Annotated in this window: 18 protein-coding genes; 8 read left to right on the top strand and 10 right to left on the bottom strand. The window is 62.0% G+C overall.

Features of this window, described 5'->3' with window-relative positions; translation table 11 throughout:
* Together FGK64_RS17120 and FGK64_RS17115 are read left to right on the top strand one after the other, a co-directional pair.
* A complete protein-coding gene (locus tag FGK64_RS17120) occupies positions 1-2,907 on the top strand; it encodes a DNA translocase FtsK (RefSeq protein WP_138865079.1) in 2,907 nt (968 codons plus the stop codon).
* 94 nt (positions 2,908-3,001) lie between these two features.
* The gene (locus FGK64_RS17115; protein ID WP_138865078.1) at positions 3,002-3,607 is read left to right on the top strand and encodes a LolA family protein; all 606 of its coding nucleotides are present in this window, start codon (positions 3,002-3,004) and stop codon (positions 3,605-3,607) included.
* A gap of 168 nt (positions 3,608-3,775) precedes the next feature.
* On the opposite strand, the gene FGK64_RS17110 is transcribed toward FGK64_RS17115, so the two are convergent.
* Positions 3,776-4,360 carry a transglycosylase SLT domain-containing protein gene (locus FGK64_RS17110; RefSeq protein WP_138865077.1) on the bottom strand — a complete coding sequence of 195 codons (585 nt, stop codon included), beginning with the start codon at positions 4,358-4,360 and terminating at the stop codon, positions 3,776-3,778.
* Positions 4,361-4,590: 230 nt separating this feature from the next.
* Between FGK64_RS17110 and hspQ the strand changes: the two genes are divergently transcribed.
* Positions 4,591-4,917, top strand: coding sequence for a heat shock protein HspQ (hspQ, locus tag FGK64_RS17105; protein ID WP_138865076.1), 327 nt, complete (start codon positions 4,591-4,593; stop codon positions 4,915-4,917).
* A 15-nt stretch (positions 4,918-4,932) separates the two neighbouring features.
* Here the strand turns inward: hspQ and FGK64_RS17100 are convergent, their stop codons facing one another.
* The 3 genes from FGK64_RS17100 to FGK64_RS17090 all read right to left on the bottom strand — a co-directional run bounded on the left by FGK64_RS17100 (position 4,933) and on the right by FGK64_RS17090 (position 7,586).
* Entirely contained in the window at positions 4,933-6,507 is a 1,575-nt protein-coding gene (locus FGK64_RS17100; RefSeq protein WP_138865075.1) for a gamma-glutamyltransferase family protein, read from the bottom strand.
* Between the two features lie 277 nt (positions 6,508-6,784).
* Entirely contained in the window at positions 6,785-7,243 is a 459-nt protein-coding gene (locus FGK64_RS17095) for an ATP-binding protein (protein WP_171054125.1), read from the bottom strand.
* Between the two features lie 4 nt (positions 7,244-7,247).
* On the bottom strand, positions 7,248-7,586 hold the full coding sequence (locus FGK64_RS17090; RefSeq protein WP_138865073.1) for an STAS domain-containing protein: 339 nt from the start codon (positions 7,584-7,586) through the stop codon (positions 7,248-7,250).
* A 215-nt stretch (positions 7,587-7,801) separates the two neighbouring features.
* On the opposite strand from FGK64_RS17090, the gene FGK64_RS17085 reads away from it, so the two are divergent.
* Positions 7,802-8,998 (top strand): mandelate racemase/muconate lactonizing enzyme family protein, encoded by a 1,197-nt coding sequence (locus FGK64_RS17085; RefSeq protein ID WP_138865072.1) that lies wholly within the window; start codon positions 7,802-7,804, stop codon positions 8,996-8,998.
* A 65-nt stretch (positions 8,999-9,063) separates the two neighbouring features.
* The gene (locus FGK64_RS17080) at positions 9,064-9,519 is read left to right on the top strand and encodes a GAF domain-containing protein (RefSeq protein ID WP_138865071.1); all 456 of its coding nucleotides are present in this window, start codon (positions 9,064-9,066) and stop codon (positions 9,517-9,519) included.
* Here the strand turns inward: FGK64_RS17080 and FGK64_RS22230 are convergent.
* Positions 9,516-9,680 (bottom strand): hypothetical protein, encoded by a 165-nt coding sequence (locus FGK64_RS22230; RefSeq protein ID WP_171054124.1) that lies wholly within the window; start codon positions 9,678-9,680, stop codon positions 9,516-9,518. The genes FGK64_RS17080 and FGK64_RS22230 overlap by 4 nt on opposite strands.
* 241 nt (positions 9,681-9,921) lie before the next feature.
* On the opposite strand from FGK64_RS22230, the gene FGK64_RS17075 reads away from it, so the two are divergent.
* Together FGK64_RS17075 and FGK64_RS17070 are read left to right on the top strand one after the other, a co-directional pair.
* Entirely contained in the window at positions 9,922-10,545 is a 624-nt protein-coding gene (locus FGK64_RS17075) for a LysE family translocator (protein ID WP_138865070.1), read from the top strand.
* 4 nt (positions 10,546-10,549) lie between these two features.
* On the top strand, positions 10,550-10,930 hold the full coding sequence (locus tag FGK64_RS17070) for a GFA family protein (RefSeq protein ID WP_138865069.1): 381 nt from the start codon (positions 10,550-10,552) through the stop codon (positions 10,928-10,930).
* Positions 10,931-10,961: 31 nt separating this feature from the next.
* On the opposite strand, the gene FGK64_RS17065 is transcribed toward FGK64_RS17070, so the two are convergent.
* The 3 genes from FGK64_RS17065 to FGK64_RS17055 all read right to left on the bottom strand — a co-directional run bounded on the left by FGK64_RS17065 (position 10,962) and on the right by FGK64_RS17055 (position 14,329).
* Positions 10,962-12,500, bottom strand: coding sequence for a DUF2125 domain-containing protein (locus FGK64_RS17065; RefSeq protein ID WP_171054123.1), 1,539 nt, complete (start codon positions 12,498-12,500; stop codon positions 10,962-10,964).
* A 76-nt stretch (positions 12,501-12,576) separates the two neighbouring features.
* Positions 12,577-13,785, bottom strand: a complete 1,209-nt coding sequence (locus FGK64_RS17060) for an aminotransferase-like domain-containing protein (protein ID WP_138865067.1) — start codon at positions 13,783-13,785, stop codon at positions 12,577-12,579.
* 133 nt (positions 13,786-13,918) lie between these two features.
* On the bottom strand, positions 13,919-14,329 hold the full coding sequence (locus FGK64_RS17055) for a nuclear transport factor 2 family protein (RefSeq protein WP_138865066.1): 411 nt from the start codon (positions 14,327-14,329) through the stop codon (positions 13,919-13,921).
* Between the two features lie 109 nt (positions 14,330-14,438).
* On the opposite strand from FGK64_RS17055, the gene FGK64_RS17050 reads away from it, so the two are divergent.
* Positions 14,439-15,092, top strand: a complete 654-nt coding sequence (locus tag FGK64_RS17050) for an RluA family pseudouridine synthase (RefSeq protein ID WP_138865065.1) — start codon at positions 14,439-14,441, stop codon at positions 15,090-15,092.
* 155 nt (positions 15,093-15,247) lie between these two features.
* On the opposite strand, the gene FGK64_RS17045 is transcribed toward FGK64_RS17050, so the two are convergent.
* Both FGK64_RS17045 and clpB read right to left on the bottom strand, forming a co-directional pair.
* Positions 15,248-15,808 carry a T4SS efffector SepA family protein gene (locus FGK64_RS17045; RefSeq protein WP_138865064.1) on the bottom strand — a complete coding sequence of 187 codons (561 nt, stop codon included), beginning with the start codon at positions 15,806-15,808 and terminating at the stop codon, positions 15,248-15,250.
* A gap of 232 nt (positions 15,809-16,040) precedes the next feature.
* Positions 16,041-18,659: an ATP-dependent chaperone ClpB gene (gene clpB, locus FGK64_RS17040; protein ID WP_138865063.1), complete on the bottom strand. Its 2,619-nt coding sequence runs from the start codon at positions 18,657-18,659 to the stop codon at positions 16,041-16,043.
* Positions 18,660-18,803 lie beyond the last annotated feature (144 nt).

The following is an 18,803-nucleotide window of genomic DNA, read 5'->3' as shown; positions in this document are numbered from 1 at the left end:
ATGGCATATCATTCACGCAGCCGCGATCCGCTGTTCGACAGCAACATGCAGGAAGCGATTGAAAAGCGCGGCAAGGAGTTGTTCGGCATCGCGCTGATCTGCCTTGGTCTGGCGGCGGCTGCGATGATTGGGTCCTACACGCCCGACGATCCCAACTGGATGGTCTCGACCGATGCGCCGGTGCAGAACTGGCTGGGCCGGTTCGGGGCCTCGCTTGCCGCGCCGCTGTTCATGATCGTGGGTTGGGGCAGCTGGGGCATCGCGCTTGTTCTGGGTGTCTGGGGCCTGCGCTTTGCCTTCCACAATGGAGAAGACCGCGCGATGGGGCGGGTGATCTTTGCCCCGATCGCCATCGCGCTGGCCTCGATCTATGCCGCGACGCTGGTTCCGGGTGAACCCTGGCGCGCCACGCACAGCTTTGGCCTGGGTGGCATGTTCGGCGATACGGTGATGGGCGCGCTGCTCACGCTACTGCCGGTCGGCTCGCACCTGATGGTCAAACTCACCTCGCTGGTGATGGCCGTGGCGATGCTGGCGATGGGCGCCTATGTGCTGGGCTTCGAGCGTCGCGACATGGCGCGCGGTGGGCGGTTTGCACTGATCGGGCTGATCCTTGGCTACAGCGGCCTGCGCACGCTGCTGGGCCGGGGCGCATCTGGCTCGATCTCGGCGCTGGGCACGCAATACGCCCGTGCTGCCGAACGCCGGGCGCAACGCCGCGCCGACAAGGCTGAGGCACTGGCCGCCCGTGCCGAATATGAAGACGATGTGATTTACGACGACGAAGACGACGACGACGGCTACGAACCGATCCGCATTGTGTCGCACCAGACGGCAGAGCCGCGCGGAGGCCTGCTATCCCGCGTGCCCGGGCTGATCCGCCGCGCCGATCCGGTGCCGGAACTGGTTGAACCGGAACCCGTCGAGGGCGATTTCGATGAGATGCCTGGCGATGACCGCATCAGCGCCAAGATCGCCAATATCGTGAAATCGCGTCGCCCGGCCGAGCCGCCTGCGCCCGATCCGGACCGCCCGCTGACCAAAGGCCGTGGCCGTGGGCCTGAACCACTGTTGCTGAACCGTGGCGGCAGCCAGGGCCGGGTCGAACCGCCGCTGACCGCTGCCCACGCCGCGCCGCGCGCGTCCGATCCGGCGGTGGCCGCGCCCGCCCTTGCACCTGTCGTCGAGCGCGCCACCCCCCGTGTCGAGGCACCAATGGCGGAAATCGAACCTGATCCGCTTCCGCTGGCCGAACCCGTTGCGCCGCCGATGGCCGCGATCCCCGTGGCCGAACCGCGCAAGGTGGTGCAGAACCCGGCCCGCAAGGCGCCGCAACCCTCGCGCCGCGCCCAGGCCGAGGCGCAGCCCGCGTTGGCCTTTGACGAATCTGCAACGGAATTCGACCTGCCTCCGCTTGGCCTGCTGTCTGACCCCAAGGCGATCCAGCGCCACCACCTCAGCGACGAGGCGCTGGAAGAGAACGCGCGGATGCTGGAAAACGTCTTGGACGATTACGGCGTGAAGGGCGAAATCGTCAGCGTTCGCCCCGGCCCCGTTGTCACCATGTACGAGTTGGAGCCGGCGCCGGGCCTCAAGGCCAGCCGCGTGATCGGCCTTGCCGACGATATCGCCCGCTCGATGATGGCGCTGTCGGCGCGTGTGTCTACCGTTCCGGGCCGCTCGGTCATCGGGATCGAATTGCCGAACGACAACCGCGAAAAGGTGGTGCTGCGCGAAATCCTGGCCGCCCGCGATTTCGGCGATAGCAACCAAAGCCTGCCGCTGGCGCTGGGCAAGGACATCGGCGGTGACCCGATTGTTGCCAACCTTGCCAAGATGCCCCACCTGCTGATTGCGGGCACGACCGGCTCGGGCAAATCGGTGGCGATCAACACGATGATCCTGTCGCTGCTGTACAAGCTGACCCCGGATGAATGCCGCCTGATCATGATCGACCCCAAGATGCTGGAACTGTCGGTCTACGACGGCATCCCGCACCTGCTGTCGCCCGTTGTGACCGACCCGAAGAAGGCCGTTGTCGCGCTGAAGTGGCTGGTCGGCGAAATGGAAGACCGCTATCGCAAGATGTCGAAGATGGGTGTGCGCAACATCGAAGGCTACAACGGCCGCGTGCGCGACGCGCTGGCCAAGGGCGAGATGTTCAGCCGCACGGTCCAGACCGGATTCGACGACGATACCGGCGAACCCGTCTTCGAGACCGAGGAATTCGCCCCCGAGGCCATGCCTTTCATCGTCGTCATCGTCGACGAGATGGCCGACCTGATGATGGTCGCGGGCAAGGAAATCGAGGCCTGCATCCAGCGCCTTGCGCAAATGGCCCGGGCCTCCGGCATCCACCTCATCATGGCAACTCAGCGCCCCTCGGTCGACGTGATTACGGGTACGATCAAGGCGAACTTCCCCACCCGGATCTCCTTCCAGGTGACATCAAAAATCGACAGCCGCACCATCCTGGGCGAAATGGGCGCCGAACAGCTCCTGGGCATGGGCGATATGCTTTATATGGCCGGTGGCGCCAAGATCACCCGCTGCCATGGGCCCTTCGTGTCGGATGAAGAGGTTGAAGAGGTCGTGAACCACCTCAAGGCCTACGGCCCGCCGTCCTACGTGAATACTGTGCTGGAAGGTCCCGATGACGACAGCGCCAGCGACATCGACGCGGTCCTTGGCCTTGGCGGCAACACCGACGGCGAAGATGCGCTCTACGATACCGCGGTGCAGATCGTGATCAAGGACCGAAAATGCTCGACGTCCTACATCCAGCGCAAACTGGCGATCGGCTATAACAAGGCCGCACGTCTGGTGGAACAGATGGAAGATCAGGGCGTGGTCAGCCCGGCCAACCACGTCGGAAAACGCGAAATTCTGGTGCCCGAACAGCACTAGGGAACCCGGGCAAAAGAACAGACGTTGGGTGCCGCACGGCCACGTGTTCGTGCGGCATCTTTCATCTTTGCGCGACAAGGCCTATGTCACCAACATGAAACGCATCCTTACCGCCCTCGTTCTGGCCCTCGCGCCCCTGTCCGCCACTCTGGCCCACGCGCAAGAGGCGATCCCGCTGGCCCGGATTTCGGACTATCTGAACGGGCTGACCACGGCGCAAAGCACCTTCACGCAGTACAACGAAGACGGCTCGCGCTCGACCGGCACACTCTACGTGAAGCGACCTGGCCGGATGCGGTTCGAATACGACGCGCCCAACAGCGGCATCGTCATCGCGGGCGGCAGTACTGTCATCATCCACGACAAGAAATCGAACCAGCCACCGGAAACCTATCCGCTGAAACGCACACCCCTGTCGATCATCCTCGCGCGCCGGGTGGATCTGGGGCGGGCCAACATGGTGGTCGGGCACAGCAGCGAAGGCGCGCTGACAGTTGTGCGTGCGCAGGATCCGGAAAACCCCGAGTACGGCCATATCGACCTCAAGTTTTCCGATAACCCGGTCCGGCTCGTGCAATGGATTGTCACCAACGAACACGGCAGCCGAACCGCTGTGGCATTGGATGGGCTGAAAACCGGCATGTCACTGTCGGACAATATGTTTAACACGCAAACCCCGCGCGGCGGCGCGAACCGCTAGCGCGCAGCTCCTCCTCTTTCATTATTCCAAAAATACTCCGGGGGAGTCCCGCCGGGACGGGGGCAGCGCCCCCTCCCCGCCTTTGCGTCACATGAAACGTGAAAGAATCGCGCTGTCGCGCGATGCCTCCGGCGGGGATATTTGGAGCCCAAAGAAGAGGACGTTGCGCTAGAGCCTCCGGCAGGCCCGCAACTGGGTTTCGTAAAGGACGGCGCGCGCCTGAAGGTCTCCGGCGGTGCGCAGCAGCCAGGCTTTGCCATTGTGACTGCCTCGGGCATAGCCGGTATGGCCTTCGTGATAAGCAAGATACTGATTGCGCGCGTCGCTGAGATCGATGCCGTTCTTCTCGCGGGTCTTGTTCATGTACCAGCCCATGAAATCGGTCGCATCGCGGATCTTGTCACGCTTCGCCGAACGGCGGCCGGTTTCACGGCGGTATTCGTCCCATGTCCCGTCCAGCGCCTGGCTGTAGCCGTAGGCGCTGCTTTGGCGGCCCATCGGGATGATCCCCAGCGCATAGCGGTAGGGCGTGCGGGCGTCGCCCCGGAACCGGCTTTCGTGATAGATCGTCGCCATCTGCACCGCGACCGGAACACCCCAGCGCCGCTCGGTCGCGCGGAATGCCTTGACGTATTGGGGCCGCTCGGTTGCGATGCTGCACGCATCGTCCAGATTGCGCGGCGGGGTGGAGTAGCCGCCACCACATGACGCCACGCTCAGCGCCAGTATCATGACGCATAGAATTCTGCTCATCTGCCTCTCGCCTTTTTTCTGCAATTCTACAGCAACGGACGGATCAGGCAAAATGGAAACTTTGTGTAGTCGGCCTGTGCGGGGGCCGTGTTCACCGGATTTTAACTGGCTTTGACCAACCATTAACTGTAACAGGCGCGTTCACACACTGTTTCTGGTGGAATCGGCCCTAAGGTTGGACTTTTCCACAGGAAAACGGCAATATGTCTGGGTTAGGGGCTAGGAAGATCATGTTGACGAAGCGTGCCAAGTATAACCTGGGCCAGGTGGTCCGTCACAAGAAGCACCCGTTTCGTGGTGTTGTGTTTGACGTGGATCCGGAGTTTTCGAACACCGAGGAATGGTATCAGGCGATTCCCGAGGACAGCCGTCCGACCAAGGCCCAACCGTTCTATCACCTGCTCGCAGAAAACGAGCAGAGCTATTACGTGGCCTATGTGTCCGAGCAGAACCTGGTTGCCGATTACTCGGGCGAACCGGTGGACCACCCTGACATTCCCGACATGTTCGGGCCGTTTCAGGATGGCTCCTACCCGCTGCACTTCCATCTGAATTAAGGGGTTGCGCCGGGGTCAGTACCCCAGCGCGCAGCCGTCCTTGCGCGGGTCACTCGCGCCTTCCAGAATACCGTCGTCGCGCAGGGCAATGCTCTGGGCCCCGCCGATCGGGGTGTCGGGTATGACCACATCGTGGCCAAGATCGCGCAAGTCCTGACGCACCGTGTCACTATAGCCGCGTTCCATCTTCAACACGCCATCGACCGCAAAGCAGCGCGGCGCGTCGTTGGCCGATTGTGGATCAAGCCCGAAATCCAGAACATTGCTGGCAAAGCGCGCGTGGCCGGTGGGTTGATAGGCGCCGCCCATCACCCCGAAAGGCATCAGCGCAGTATCGGTTTTCAGCATTGCAGGAATGATCGTGTGCATCGGGCGTTTGTTGCCCGCCAGCGTGTTGGGGTGGTTCGGGGCCAACGTGAACCCGGCGCCGCGGTTCTGGAACAGGATTCCGAATTTATCCGAGGCGATGCCCGACCCAAAGCCATGAAAAATCGAGTAAATCAGCGAAACGGCCATGCGGTCGCGGTCGACCACGGTGATATAGACGGTATCCTTGTGGATCGCTTCCGTCAGCGGCGCGGCGGCGGGCATGACGCGTTTCGGGTCGATCAGGGCAGCCAGCTGCGCTGCGGTTTCGGGCGCCAGCATAGGGGCCAACCGGGTGGTGTGATCCGGGTCGGCCAGGAACCGGTCGCGCGCGTCATAGGCCAGTTTGGTCGCCTCTGCCTCGATGTGGGCACGGGCAGCGCCCCACGGGTCCATCGCGGCCAGGTCGAAATGCGACAGGATGTTCAGAAGCAGGCAGGCCGTCGCGCCCTGACCGTTGGGCGCATGTTCGTACAGCGTTGCACCCTTGTAGGACGAGTTGACGGGCGTGGTTTCGGTGCAGCGCGTGTTGGCGAAATCGTCCAGCGTATGCACACCTCCGGCGGCGTTGAGTGTTGCCACCATATCTTCGGCGATTTCGCCGGCGTAGAAGGCATCGCGCCCGTCACGCGCCACGCGGCGCAGCACTTCGGCCTGTTGAGGCGCGGCAAACATCTGGCCCTGAGTCGGGGCGACCCCGTTCAAAAGGAACAGATCGCGGGCGCGTCCCTGCAGGCAACTGCTATCACCCGCCCAGTCCAGCGCGACCCGCGCCGCAACGGGAACACCGCTCTCGGCGTAGTGGATCGCAGGGGCCAGAACCGAGTCGAGCCCCAGCTTGCCAACCGTTTCCGAGAGGTGGCAGAAAGCATCCATCGCGCCCGGCACCGTCACCGCGTGGGCGCTGTGCAGCGGCACAACGTCATGGCCCGCGTCGCGCAGGGCGGCGGCGCTGGCGGCGGCCGGGGCACGGCCCGATCCATTCAGAGCATGGATCGTGTCGGACCCGGCAGGCTTGTACAGCACAAAACAGTCACCGCCGATTCCGGTCATCTGCGGCTCGCATATTCCCAGCAGGACGGCCCCGGCGATGGCGGCATCCATCGCATTGCCGCCGCGCTTGAGGATATCCAGCGCGGCCTGCGCGGCCAGCGGGTGCGATGTGGCACACATGCCTTCGGTTGCAAGCACCGGGGATCGCCCGGGCAGGTGAAAATCGCGCATGGTTCATATCCTCCGACGTTTCGGTATCCCTAGCCGGTCGGGCGGACATTGCCAATCTTGCTGATAATTTGGGGAAAGTCCTCGGCGCCGCGCACTGGGTGGGGGCTATTAGACGCGGCGCCGAGGGAAGCCATATGCAGCTACACGATCCTTTTCCACATTCTTTCCGGCAACAGTTGGGAAGGAATCAGGCATTGTTGAGACAGGGTTAATTTAATTAAAATTCAGTGTGTTAGATGTGGCTTTCCGAAGTTCGGCACACGGCAGTCGCCTGTTATCAGTTGGGGCGATCGCGCAACGAAAACTGCATATCCAGCCGGTTTTGATCGCCTTCCCGGCTGTAGGACAAGCTGTTTGCCAAGGTTCGGATCAGCATCCAGCCAAACCCGCCTTCGGGTAGGTCCTTCACGGGAACCTCTACATCAGGGGGGCAGCCCGTCGGCAGCCCGCCGGGGATGCATCGGCCCTGGTCGCGGACCGACACAAGCAAATAATCCCCATGAGGTTCGCAGGTGATTCGGATCGCGCCGCTAGGCCGACCGGCATAGCCATGCTCGACAATGTTATTGACCACTTCAGCCAAGGCGAGTTCGACATCGCCCAGTTGGCTTGGTGCCATTTCGGTATCGGCGAGCGATGCGACGACATGCATCACGGCACGGCGCGCCTGATCGGGTGTCGCCAGAAAGCTGATGTCGGGCGCGCCGCCTGTGGCAGGTTTGGCGCAAGGGGTCATCGGGTCAACCCGCCTGCGCGGCAACGGCATCTTCCAGCGAGGGGAACAGATGGAACACCGTATCCATGCGGGTCAGGCGAAACACCTTTTCCACCATCGGCGACAGGTTGGCCAAATCCATCCGACGGCCGGGTTCAAGCTGCTTCATGGCAGCAACAATGGCACCCAGCCCGCTGGAATCAATGAAATCCACCTTTGCGAGGTCAAGAATCACGCGGGGCGGCCCGCCTTCGGTTTCGGCGCGCATCTGTTCCTTGAACTGGATCGCGATTGCCGCATCGATCCTGTCGCATGTCACGGTCACGATCTGAACGTCGCCCTGTAGAGTGCTGGAGATGGCCATATCGTGCCCCTTGCATCTGGTATCCCAGCACACGTTAGGTCGCAAACCTTACCATTCGGTGATTGCGCAAAGGCCATCAGGAAAATTCACGACCGGTAGGGGAAGGGATCGTCTTGGATTGGCCTGCATTATTCATCGTATTGGATATGTCTGGCAGGCCAATTCGACCCTAGCGTTCGGCCAACTCTCTCGACCGCTTTGTGAAAGGACGCCGCATGCAAGTGATCGACCGCGTTGAATTGTATTGGGTGAAAACACCTTTGCCGGCGCCACACGCGCCCTCGTGGATTCCGGGCACGATCCGGACCCAGGTCGCCATGTGCATTGTCCGTTTCATCACCGATGACGGCGTTGAAGGCTGGAGCGGCTTTCCCGCCGCAGGCCGCGAAAGGGCCGGCTTGGGTGATCTGCTGGCGGGCTTGTTTCTGGGGCAGGATGCCAGCGATATCACCGCCTTGTCCGAGCGGATCCAGATCATGGCCGCGGGCGGGAATTTCAACTGGTGGATCGAACCCGCCTTCTGGGACATCAAGGCGAAAACGGCGGGAGTGCCAGTTTACAAGTTGCTGGGCGGCACGGATGACCGCATCCGCCTCTATGCCTCTGCCGGAGAGTTGAAAGACCCGGGCGCCCGCCGCGAAGAAGCCGAGGCCCGGCTGTCCGAGGGCTTTGACACCCTGAAAATCCGCGTGCACGATTTCGACGAGGCGGTGGATATCAACCACATCAGCGATGCCGCGACCCATATGCAGGGCCGCATGAAAATCTCGGTCGATTGCAATCAGGCCTTCCGGCTGACCCAGAATGGCGATGCGCCGCTGTGGTCGCTTGACCGGGCCAAACGGTTTGTCGATGCCGCCGCCGATGTCGGACTGGCCTGGGTTGAAGAACCGCTGTTTGGCGAATGGCATGAAGAAATCGCGCAGCTGACCACCTATTCCCGCGTTCCCGTCGCCGGAGGAGAGCTGCACGTGATGGGATTCCGCGAACTCGCGCGGATGGCGAAGATGGGCTGCTACAACTATTATCAGCCCGATGCGATGTGGGCCGGTGGGATCGGTCAGTGTCTGCAGATGGCGCAGCTGTGCCGCGAACTTGGGTTGAAATTCACGCCACATTGCTGGTCGAACGGGTTCGGCTTCATCGTGAATGCCCATGTGTTCGCGGCCAGCGGTTTTGCGGGCGAGGCGCTGTTCGAATATCCCATCGCTCCACCGGGATGGACACCCGAAGCCCGCGACCAGATTTTCCAGCAGCCGTTCATCCACGACAAAGGCTGGTTCAACATGCCACAAGCGCCGGGGCTTGGGTTCGAGATCGACCATGACGTGCTGGCGCGCCATGGGCGATGCTTCTTCAAGGCAAGCCGCCGCGACACACATTGGATGCCCGAGGCACTGGTGGATTTCTGACGCTTTCCGGCTGCAAGATAGGCTCATAGCTGCTATGGCGCGGAAAAGCAGATGCGGAGACCAGAATGACCCGTGTGAATTACGCCGACTTGCGCCAGACCGTCGCGGCCTTGACCGAAGGGGAAGACGATTCAGTTGCGCTGATGGCCACTGTCGCTTGCGAGGTGCACCACAGCGACGACCGCTTTGACTGGACGGGATTCTACAGGGTGACCGATCCCGAGGAGCTCCGGATCGGGCCGTACCAAGGCGGCCACGGCTGCCTGCGCATTCCCTTTTCGCGCGGTGTCTGCGGCGCGGCGGCCCGCACAGGGCAGGTGCAACTGGTGCCCGATGTCGATGCCTTTCCGGGCCACATCGCCTGTGCCTCGTCCACGCGGTCAGAGCTTGTTCTGCCGGTCTTCAACGCTCGGCAAGAGGTGATCGGGGTTTTCGATATCGACAGCAACACGCCGGACGCCTTCACACAGGAAGATGCCGAGGCCCTTGCTGACATCCTGCAGGCCACCTTTGCGCGCTAGCGTCCGGACCCTGGCGCATCGGTACACCACTGCGTGCCTTGCCGGGTCCAGATCACATCGCCCTCGGTCGCGTGAACGGTGATCTGACCCGACTCGGTGCTGACCCGAGTCGGGTCCAGCAGGTTCAGGAACAGGGCCAGCATTTCGGCAGTCAGGCACATAGGGGTCATCCGTATTGTCTCGCCTGCGCGTATACTACCCCGCCAGCCTTGATGGTTCAGCCCCAGCCCCGGGCGATGGTAAAATTTTTGATAAAAATTTTGTCGGTTCGGAGAACCGGGAAATTATTTGAAATAATTTCTTGCCCCCTTGCCTCTGTCCCGTGACCCAAGTGGTGGCGCGCCCTTGCTGCCTGGGTCTGGATCGGTGAAAACAGGGTCGGAGTGCAAAAGGGGATTGCGGGTGAGTTTTCAGGCATGGACCGTCTTCACACTGTTTTGGGTGGTTTTCGTTACAACTCCGGGGCCGAACGCGGTGAATTGCATCACCAACGGCATGACCCTTGGTATGCGACGCGCCATGATCGGGGTGCTTGCCATTCTGACCCAGGCAACGGCATTCCTGATCTTTTCGGCTTTGGGGGTCACTGCACTGATCGCCCATTCGCCGACCGCTTTCCGAATCGCGCAACTGGTTGGCGCGGCGTTTCTTGTGTGGATGGGCGTGCGCACCTGGATCAATGCAACCCGGCCTCCAAAGACGTCAGACCGTCCAGCGCGCCACGTGTATCTGCACGCTCTGGCTGTGGCGACGATCAACCCCAAAAGCGTGGCGGGCTATCTGGCCGCCTTTTCACAATTCGTGCAGCCCGACGTTCCGATCGCTGATCAGATGCTGGTAATCGTGCCGACTGCCCTGACGCTGACGGCGCTGTCTTACACCACATTCACGGCGCTTGGCGCCGGGTTGGGCCGGGCTGCGCTGGGCGCCGTGTTCAACACGTGGTTCCGGCGCTGCCTTGGTATCTGTTTCGTCATCTACGGCGTGCTGCTGGGCGTCAGTACCGCACCGTCACAAGGGAGTTGAGCGTATGATTTCGGGAACCTGCAATTGCGGCGGCGTAGCCTTCACCGTCGAAGGCCCGCTGCCGCCGGCCTCGGCCTGCCACTGCGGACAGTGCCGCAAGCAATCTGGCCATGTCTGGGCGTCGGCGCCTGTGGCCGAAACTGCGCTTGCCTTCACCAAGGATGCGACGCTGACCTGGTACGACAGTTCAGACATTGCGAAACGCGGGTTCTGCAACCGATGTGGCGCGTTCCTATTCTGGAAACACCGGGACGAGGCGCAGATTTCGGTCGCCATGGGCGCGCTGGAGGCTCCCACGGGAACGCAGCTGGGGCGGCATATTTTTGTTGCGGACAAGGGCGACTATTACGACATCGCCGACGATCTGCCGCAACGCGCGCAGTAGGGGGCCGCGCTGGGCAGCCCCCACGGGCGCATCAGCGGATGCGCATACCGTTGGCCAGAACTTCGCCGTTCGGCGTGATTTCCAGCGTGGATTGCAGCGCATCGTCGCCCGCTTCGGGGTCGGGCTTGGCGAACATGCCGATCATCATGCGCGCGCTCATCGCCTGCTGCTCGGGCAGCAGTCCCATCTCGACCAGCTTGTCCATCAGCGCGTTGCCGCCCTGCAAAGCCAGATCGACGGTGCCAGAGGGAGCAGGGAAGCCGCCAAAGGTTTCCATATCGGAGTTATCGAACGCCATCTGGCCTTCCCCCGTCAGCGTCGCGCCAACCATATCAATCTTCAGCCCGTTCAGTGTCAGCCCGTGCAACTCGGCCGGCGGGGTATCAGCCTCGTCCAGCTTGGCCACTTCGGTGAAGTTGAACCAGTCGATCAGGTTGCGCACCTTGGCATCCAAATCCAGCGAGATAGTCATCGGATCGCGCGGCAGTGCCTGGTTCGGATCCACCATCGACCAAAGGGTTTCCGCCAGCGTCACGCCAGTCAGGTTCATCACGACCGAAGCATCCTGAATCGCCTCGCCCGCGCTGACCGGAGCGGACAATTCGCCGCCCGCCGATTCCGCGGCGTAGGTGATCGGCAGCGGGAAGACCTGCGGGATCGTCACGGTGCCGTCGATGCCCGTTGCGTCGCCCACCATCTTGATCCCGTCGCGACCCAGACCGACCTGAATATCGTAGGTGTCGCTTCTCTGATCCTGCTGCGACACGACCTGCCCATTGGCCTGCATCGTCTGGTTGTTGAAATAGCCCGTCAGGGTGGCCTTGATATCCAGCGTCATGCCCTGTTCCAGCGAAGCGGCCAGATTGGTGAACGCCATGCCGCCCTTGGGCAGAACCATCGTCATTTCCGTGCGCGAGCTTTCGTGGCCCGAGCTCTGCTCCATGCTGCCGGGAGTCTCTCCACCCGTATTGTTCATGGTGAATTTCACGTCCTGCGGCCCGGTTTCGCCCCAAACCGAGGTGTGCACCTGGCTGCCGATTTCAACGCGCATCTGGCCCTTGTAGGCATCGAGCGTGCCGGTCATGTCGATTTCGGCATCTTCCTTGTCTTCGAAATCGATCTGCGTCAACGCCATGGTCATGCGGTCCATGGCGAAATCGAAGGTCACGTCCTGCGGCGTGCCGCTTGCTGACATGGCACTGTTTTCAAAAGCGATGTCCATGGTTGCGGAAAAGGGTTCCTCGTCCGTGGGGCTCACGCGAACCGCATAGGTCGCAGGGTTTGGATAGCTCAGCGTCACCGTCCCATCGCCATTTTCGGTGAAGGTGGTGTCGGCCATGTCGATCTCGATCCGGCCGCCGTCAAACGGCAGATCAAAAGCCCAGGTGGTATCGGTGATCGTCAGCGAGTCGCCGTTCTGCGCCTTTGTCACGTTCAGCTCGCCGCCGATCGCATCCATATTGGCGCGCAGCGCCATCCAGGCGTCATCGGCGGTGATATCGGCATAGGCGGGCGATGCCAGCGCCAGCACCAGGGCGGTCGAGCTGAAATATCGGGTTGAAACGCGCATAAAGGCAAACCTTCTGGTTGGGTACAGTGTCGTCATACCCGATAATATGGTGCATTTATGACGAATTCGAGGGGTTCTACCCCGCGCCGCGCAGCAATTCGCCCAGCCGCGCGATGCCTGTATCTATTGTGGCATCATCGGCCAGCGAGAAACTCAGCCTCAGATGATTGCGCCCGCTGCCATCGGCATAGAAGGCCCCGCCGGGCACAAAGGCCACGCGATAATCACGCACCGCGCGCGCCAGCAAATCGGCCCCGTCCATATGCTCGGGCAGGGTCAACCAGATGAACATGCCGCCATCAGGCCGGGTCCAGCTGACGCCTTCGGGCATGTGATGCTCCAGCGCGGCCAGCATCCGGTCACGCCGGGCGGAGTAGGTGGCGCGCAGCTTGGCGACATGGTCATCGAAGATGTCGCGCGCCACGCGGTCGATCACGATCTGGTTCAGGGTCGAGGAATGCAGATCGGCGGCCTGTTTCATCAGCACCAGCTGGGAAATCACCGGCTTGGCCGCACAGACCCAGCCGACGCGCAGCCCCGGCGCCAGCGTCTTGGAAAACGACCCGCAATAGATGGTGCGCGCTGCGTCGATGCTGCCCTTGCGCGCGATCTCCAGCGCAAGGATCGGCGGGATCGGCTCGCCGTCATAGCGCAGCGACTGATAGGCGGCATCCTCGATCAGCGCCATGTCCAACTCGTCCGCCATGTCGATCATCCGCTCGCGCGCGGCGCGATCCATCGTGCGGCCCGTGGGGTTGGCGAAATCCACCGACATATAGGCAAATTTTACCCGCCCGCCGGCCTCTTGCGCGGCCGTGGCATAGTCGTTGAAATCGCGGTTGGTGTCCGGGTCCAGCTTGTCATAGCGCGGTTCATAGGCGTTAAACGCCCCCAGCGCGCCCAGGTAGGTGGGCCAGCCCACCAGCGCCGTATCACCCGGCGACAACAGCAACTTGCCCAGGTAATCCAGCGCCTGCTGCGACCCCGAGGTGATGATGATATTCTCGATCCCGCAGGGCACGCCCAGTTCCGCCATCTGCCCGGCGATCCACGCGCGCAGGCGCGCGTCGCCTTCGCTGACCGAATATTGCAGCGCGGTGGTGCCGCGTTCGGCAAAGGCCGTCGCGGTCGCCTCGGCCACGGCCTGTGCGGGAAACAGCGCCGGGTCGGGGATGCCCCCGGCGAAAGAGATGATATCGGGCTGATCCAGCAGCTTCAGCAGCTCGCGAATCTCGGATGCCTTCATCCGGCTGGCCCGTTTTGCGAATATCTGGTCCCACTGCATGGCTGTCCTCCGCGAATCCCGCTCCCCAGTCGGGCCAGATTGGCGGTTTGAACGATTATGTCAATGGTGCTGACATAACCTTACCCAAAACGAAAGTTTGGGCGGCCAAACCATGCCGAATCTTACCCATGGGTTAGGTCAGCGCCTTGCGGAACTCAAGAAACCGGGCATCGGTCTGGACGCGGGCGTTCATCGCCTCGCGCAGGGCGGCGACGGATTTCAGCGGGCGCATGGCGACCTCGAAGGTTTCGATCAGCCCGTCGTCGTCCAGCGTGATCAGGTCGACGCCGACGGCATCCAGATCGCCGATCTTGCACTGGAACTCCAAGGCCCAGTCCTTGCCTTCGCCCATCACGCGGCGATAGCTGAAATCGCTGAACACCTGCCCGACATGGCCCAGCACGGCGGCCACCGGGGCGCGGCCCGTCCATGTGGCGTAATAGGTTGGTGGCATGAATTTGACGTTTTCGGCCAGAAGGTCGGCGATCCGGCTGTCATCGCCGCTGGCGACGACCTCTTGCATCAGGGTGATCGTGGGGTGCATCTTTGGTCCTCCTGACAGCAGCCTGACCGCGTGCACCCCGTTCGCGCAAGGCTGACGTGGCGGCGGGGCAGGCTTGCCGTTTGTACCGGGCCGGGCTAACCCGTCGCCCATGCCCGTTTCCTCGGAATATACCCCGCCCGACACGCCGCTGGACATCCTGCACGAAGATGCCGACCTGTTGGTGGTGAACAAACCCGCCGGGCTCTTGTCGGTGCCGGGCAAAGGCGAGCATCTGGCCGATTGCCTGATCTCACGCCTTGCGGGGGCGTTTCCTCAGGTGCTGCTGGTGCATCGGCTGGATCGCGATACCTCGGGCGTGATGGTCTTTGCGCTGACGGCCCACGCCCAGCGCCACCTTGGGCTGCAATTCGAAAAGCGGATGACGCGGAAAACCTATCACGCCCGCGTCGCCGGGCGGGTCGAACCGCGCAGCGGTACCGTCGATCTGCCGCTCTGCGTGGATTGGGAAAACCGCCCGCGCCAGAAGGTTGATCACGAACAGGGCCGCGCCGCCCTGACCGACTGGCGCGTGGTGCGCCACGAAGGCGACAGCACCCGCATCCGCCTGTTCCCGAAAACCGGCCGCAGCCACCAGCTGCGCGTCCACATGCTCTCGCTCGGCCACCCGATCTTAGGCGACCCGCTCTATGCCAGCGGAGAGGCCCTGAACCACGACCGCATGATGCTCCACGCGGAAGAGTTGCGCCTGAAACACCCGGATGGAGGCCGGTCGCTGTCGTTCCGGGTGAAGGCGCCGTTTTAGGGGCGTCGGAGTAATCTGAGCTTTCTTGGACTTTTAACCTGCATTCAATGCGCGGTCAAAAGTCATTCGTTTCATTGCATAGAAGTGATATGGTTGTCTGTCGTGTCTAGGATTGCAGAAATTTGCGTGCAGTCCCAGACACGCCATCAGATTACTCAAGAAGCCTGAATAATTCCGCGCTTGCCAGGGTACCTGGCTTTTGGGTTGTATCTCCACATAAATTCCACGCTAACCGGCACTTGCCATTTTTTAGACAGTCTTTCTATTTCTTTCCATGCATCCTCAGAAGATTGCCCCTGAATAGAGATGCCCAACTTTGAGTAGAATTTGAAGCCTTCTGACTCGTATTTGTGTGACTTGGAAGGTACATTTAGTTCTTCAACGAGTTTATCCCCCCTTAGTCCATCCGAATGCAGTTCTGTAACTAGCGCAATCAGTATTGAGGACCACTTGGGGTTGTGGATGCTTGTTCCTCTGACGTTGGCAACTAATGGCTTCGTGAAAGTTAAACCGGGCGAAGATTCAAACCGCATTACGTCCTCATCTTGTTCTGATGCGGTATCGTAATCAAAACCTTCACCCTCTATATCAAGGTTGCTCAGCGCTTCTCTTACGATAATGTCGATGGTTTCGCTTGGGGTTTTGGTGCCTAGCCATGTTCGTAAAGTACTCAGGTCGGCGAAAGTTGCGTCGTTCAATCTAACTACCGGCATCATCGATGGCCTCCAGGAATATGTAACATATATCCTTTTAGGTGGGACGGGTCTGATTCGCAAGGTAATATGTAACATATTTCATCCGTAGGGACGATTGGGCGTCAGGAGTCATATTTAAGGCATTGATTGTAAGTAATAAAAATGTTTGCAGGTGAGTTGGGTTTCGTATTCCGGTGATTGCAACGAAAAAAGCCCGCCAAACCGGCGGGCTTTCTCGTTTCTCTCGCACCCCTCAGTGAACGACGGCGTCGTCCGGGCGGGGGCGGTTGGTGGCCGCGACGCGGTCGCCGATGATCAGGCCTTCGGCGCCTGCGGTGACCGGGACGGTGGTGCCGTCAAGGATGTCACCGGCCAGCAGCTGTTCGGCCAGCGGGTTCTGCAACGCGCTCTGGATCACGCGCTTCAGCGGGCGTGCCCCGAACACCGGGTCGTACCCTTCGTCGGCCAGCCAGGTCTTGGCGGACTGGTCGAGGTCCAGCGTAATCTTGCGCGAGGCCAGACGACGCGTCAGGCGGCGCAGCTGGATATCGACGATGGCATCCATGTCCTGCCGGCCCAGCCGGTCGAAGATGATCGTTTCGTCCAGACGGTTCAGGAACTCGGGGCGGAAGTGGGCCCGCACCGCATCCATCACGTCACGCTTGGCCTGCGCCGCATCGGCGCCGTCGGGCAACTGGCTAAGGGCCTGCGCCCCAAGGTTCGACGTCAGGATGATCAGCGTCTGCTTGAAATCGACGGTGCGGCCCTGACCATCGGTCAGCACGCCGTCGTCCAGCACCTGCAACAGCACGTTGAACACATCCGGGTGCGCCTTTTCGACCTCGTCGAACAGCACGACCTGATAGGGCCGCCGCCGCACGGCTTCGGTCAGCACCCCGCCTTCGTCATAGCCGACATAGCCCGGAGGCGCGCCGATCAGCCGCGCGACCGAGTGCTTCTCCATGAATTCGCTCATGTCGATGCGCACCATGGCCTGATCGTCGTCGAACAGGAATTCGGCAACGGCCTTGGTCAGCTCGGTCTTGCCCACGCCGGTCGGCCCGAGGAACAGGAAACTGCCCAGCGGGCGGTTTTCGTCGTTCAGCCCGGCCCGCGCGCGGCGCACGGCATTGGCCACGGCCGTCACCGCAAGGTTCTGGCCGATCACGCGGCGGTGCAGGTCATCCTCCATCCGCAGCAGCTTTTCGCGCTCGCCTTCCAGCATCTTGCTGGTCGGGATACCCGTCCAGCGTTCGACCACGGCGGCGATCTGCTCGGGGCGGACGGCTTCTTCGACCATCATGCCGTTTTCCTCGCGGTTTTCCGCCTCGGCCAGCTGTTTTTCCAGCTGCGGGATCACGCCGTACGACAGCTCGCCCGCCTTGGCGAGGTTGCCCTCGCGCTTGGCGATTTCCAGATCCGCGCGGGCGCGGTCCAGCTGTTCCTTCAGGTCGCGGGCCCCGGCCAGCTTGTCACGCTCGGCCTGCCAGCGCGCGGTCATCTCGGCGCTTTTCTCTTGCAGTTCGGCCAGTTCGTGTTCGAGCTTTTCCAGACGGTCCTTCGACGCGGTGTCGTCTTCCAGCTTCAGCGCCTCGACCTCGATCTGCATCTGAAGAATCTGGCGATCCAGCTGGTCCAGCTCTTCGGGCTTGGAATCCACCTCCATCCGCAGGCGGCTGGCGGCTTCGTCCACAAGGTCGATGGCCTTGTCGGGCAGGAAGCGATCGGTGATGTAGCGATGCGAGAGCGTCGCCGCCGAGACAAGCGCGCTGTCGGAAATCCGCACCCCGTGGTGCAGCTCGTATTTCTCCTTGATGCCGCGCAGGATCGAGATCGTGTCTTCGACCGTGGGTTCGCTGACCGTCACCGGCTGGAACCGGCGGGCGAGGGCCGCGTCCTTTTCGACGTATTTGCGGTATTCATCCAGCGTGGTCGCGCCGATGCAGTGCAGCTCTCCGCGGGCCAGGGCCGGTTTGATCAGGTTCGCCGCATCCATCGCGCCATCGGATTTGCCGGCGCCGACAAGCGTGTGCATTTCGTCGATGAACAGGATGATCTCGCCCGCGGCCTCGGTGACCTCGGTCAGGATGGATTTCAGCCGTTCCTCGAATTCGCCGCGATACTTCGCACCGGCGATCAGCGCGCCCATATCAAGCGCCATCAGCCGCTTGTTGCGCAGCGATTCCGGCACGTCGCCATTGACGATTCGCAGGGCAAGCCCCTCGGCAATCGCGGTTTTCCCCACGCCGGGTTCCCCGATCAGGACCGGGTTGTTCTTGGTCCGGCGGCTCAGCACCTGCATCGCGCGGCGGATTTCCTCGTCGCGGCCGATGATCGGGTCGATCTTGCCCTGCTCGGCGGCCTCGGTCAGGTCGCGCGCGTATTTCTTCAGCGCGTCATAGCCATCTTCGGCGGTGGCGCTGTCGGCGGTGCGGCCCTTGCGGATGTCGTTGATCGCCTCGTTCAGCTTCTGGGCCGAGACATTGCCTGCGTCCAGCGCATCCTTGGCACCGGATTTCACCATGCACAGCGCCATCAGCACACGTTCGACGGGCACGAAACTGTCACCAGCTTTCGAGGCCAGTTTCTCGGCTTCGGCCAGCACCTTGCCGGTGGCGGAATCCAGGTAGACCTGCCCGGCATCGCCGCCGACCTTTGGCTGCTTGCCAAGGTTCAGGGTCAGCACCTCGACCACGCGGGCGGGTTGGCCCCCGGCGCGCGAAATCAGGTTGCTTGCCAGCCCCTGATCGTCGTCCATCAATGCTTTCAGCAGGTGTTCGGGCACCAGACGCTGGTGTCCATCGCGCATGGCGATCGTCTGAGCGGCCTGCACAAAACCCCGTGCCCGCTCGGTGAACTTGTTCAAGTCCATCTTGCTCTCCTTCGTTAAGCGCCCGGTTGATGTGGTGCCCGGCTTTGCGGCACACCCCTGAGTTGGGCCTCGGGTTCAATTTGGGGACGGATGCGCGCGCTTCAAGACCTTGTGAGCGCGAGAAGAACGTAAAAAGGGCCGGCC

Origin of the sequence: Arenibacterium halophilum, assembly GCF_005938225.1 — a bacterium.
GTDB lineage: Bacteria > Pseudomonadota > Alphaproteobacteria > Rhodobacterales > Rhodobacteraceae > Arenibacterium > Arenibacterium halophilum.
The sequence above is the reverse complement of the archived record's forward strand: the minus strand, read 5'-3'. Positions and strand labels throughout refer to the sequence as shown.